Genomic DNA, 2,534 nt, shown 5'->3' on the forward strand with positions numbered 1-2,534 from the left:
CATCATTACCTGTGCGGAGGCGATGAATTCGAGGGACGGGCGCTGGGTCTATACATCAGGACTTGTGCTGGTGCGGCAGAAGCCGGGCTCGGCCAAGGGCGTCATGTTCATCACCATCGAGGACGAGACCGGGCCGGCTAACCTGGTTGTCTGGCCGACACTCTTTGAAAAACGAAGGCGGGTCGTTCTTGGGTCCTCGATGATGGCGATCAATGGCAGGATCCAGCGGGAAGGGGAGGTCGTCCATCTTGTCGCCCAGCAGCTCTTCGACCTGTCAGGCGACCTAGTTGGTCTTGCCGATCGTGATGAAGAGTTCAAATTACCGACCGGACGCGGCGATGAGTTTGCCCATGGGACAGGCCCGGATCCACGGGACAAGCCGAAGCCGGTCATAGTCCCGCGCGACATGTTCGTGCCTGACCTTCACATCGATACGCTGAAGGTGAAGAGCAGGAATTTTCACTGAAGATCCAGTGCGATCGCTCGCTTGATGGAGAACGGCGGGTCGTTTCCTTTCAAGGCGAGCGTTGAGCGCTGCCTATTCATCCGCTGTATGCGCTCATCTGCGACTTGATATTTTCAGCAAGCCTTGCCGCAGCAGTCTCCAGTACACCTTTCGAGCGGACGACGAGGCGAAGGGATGGGATGGGGAAATAACGCTCTACGAGTGGCAGCCACATCAACGCTCCGCGCTCCATCTCCGCACTGATGTCGAAGGGGTTAAGGAAAGTGATGGCGCTGCCACTCATCGCGAACTGTTTGATGACTTCGATAGAATCGGTTTCCACCGTCGGCTGCAAGGGCAGTTCGGCAGAGGCGAAGGCATGATCCATGACGCTGCGGATCGCCATCGTGTCGRTCCCCGTCACGATCGGATACTGGATGCAGTCCGATAAGCGAAGAGCCGACTTGTGTGTAAGGGAATGGTCCGGGGAAACGACTGCTCCGATTTCCACGTCGATCGTCTGCAGAATACGAAGGCCCGGATTGGGTAGTATGTTGTAACCCAACCCAATATCACTTTCTCCCGACATGACGCGTGCAGCGATCGCCTCGGGCGACGGCTGAATCTCCACCCGCACCAGCATGCGGCTGTGTTGGCGGATGAATTCGCAGGCCAGGGCCAGGAGTGGGCCGTAGATCAATCCGCCCATGGTAGAGAGCCGGATCGTGCCTCTTTCCATTCCCTTCAGTGCGGCGATGCGGCCCATCGTCGAGCGATAATCGCGTTCCACCGCTTGTGCGTGCGCGACGAGCACCTCGCCAGCCGCTGTCAGCCGGAGTTTGCGAGGAAGACGCTCGAACAGGGGCATCCCGACTTCTTCTTCCAGGGCCAAGATCTGCCGGTTGAGCGCGGACGAGGAAATGTTGAGGTTTTCGGCGGCCTTCCGCATCGATCCGAAACGGGAGACCTGTTCGAGAAACCGCAGGGTCTTTTGGTTCATCGGTTTGTCACTCTTCAGGTTGTTGTTGCAAAAACTGGGACATATATGCGCAAAAATGACGCTGTAAAGAGGACATTAGTTGACGTAGCGTGCTCGCACAACACCAAGAATGGGGAACAACAATGTCAACCAAGACCACCCGCGTCGGCGGGCTTGCAATGATGGCCGCTACGCTTCTGCTCGGCGCCAGTGGCCCTGCCGCCGCACTCGACAAGATCCGTTTCGGTCTCGGCTGGCTGCCCGAGGCCGAGCATTGCGGCTTCTTCCAGGCCAAGGCGACGGGGCTTTACGAGAAGGCAGGCCTCGATGTGGACCTGATGGCCGGTGGACCTGGCATCAACACCGCCATGTTGGTTGCGGGCGGCGAGCAGGATCTCGGCATGGGATCAAGTTTCACCACGCTCAATATGGTCAAGCAGGGTATACCCGGCGTCACAGTCGCGGCCTTCTTCCAGAAGGATCCTCAGACCCTCGTCGCTCATGCAGGGCAGGGGGTATCCAAACTGGAGGACGTCAAAGGTCGGCCGGTGATGGTGGCCGACTTCGCCCGCGGCGAATTCTGGCAGTTCCTCAAATACCGTTTCGGTTTCACCGACGACCAGTTGCGGCCCTACACCTATAGCTCTGCGGTCTTCGTCTCCGACAAGACCGCGATCCAGCAGGGCTATGTCACGGCGGATGCCCATTACCTCGGCAACCAGCTCGACCAGCCTCCGGTGATCATGCTGCTCGCAGATCACGGCTATCTCAACTATGCGACGACCGTCTTTGGCATGAGCAGCTATATCGAGGCACATCCCGATGCCGTCAGGGCGTTCCTGAGCGCCACGGCCGAAGGCTGGAAGAGCTGCATGACTGGCGATTACACACCCGCAATGAAGCTCGCGACCTCGATCAACACCGATCCCGCCTATGGCGAGGGCCTTTGGGAGGCCTCGATCAACGAGATGCGGGACCGCCATATCGTTTCCAATGAGAGCGGCGAGGGCATTGGTGCGATGACGGATACGCGCTGGGCGGATTTTTTCGCTGACATGGTGAAGGCAGGCGTCTATCCAGCCGACCTGGAGTTCAGGAAAGCCTATACGC

Annotated in this window: 3 protein-coding genes; 2 read left to right on the plus strand and 1 reads right to left on the minus strand. The window is 58.7% G+C overall.

The window, feature by feature from the left end; all coding sequences use genetic code 11:
• The coding region (locus AC1D1Z_RS36215; RefSeq protein ID WP_477853622.1) for an OB-fold nucleic acid binding domain-containing protein at positions 1-466 on the plus strand (466 nt) is incomplete at its 5' end.
• A gap of 76 nt (positions 467-542) precedes the next feature.
• Here the strand turns inward: AC1D1Z_RS36215 and AC1D1Z_RS36220 are convergent.
• Entirely contained in the window at positions 543-1,445 is a 903-nt protein-coding gene (locus AC1D1Z_RS36220; RefSeq protein ID WP_477853624.1) for a LysR family transcriptional regulator, read from the minus strand.
• Positions 1,446-1,567: 122 nt separating this feature from the next.
• On the opposite strand from AC1D1Z_RS36220, the gene AC1D1Z_RS36225 reads away from it, so the two are divergent.
• Positions 1,568-2,534: ABC transporter substrate-binding protein (locus AC1D1Z_RS36225; protein ID WP_477853626.1), on the plus strand; the 967-nt coding region annotated here is incomplete at its 3' end.

The sequence above is a fragment of the Rhizobium sp. P1_E1 genome (assembly GCF_056406015.1).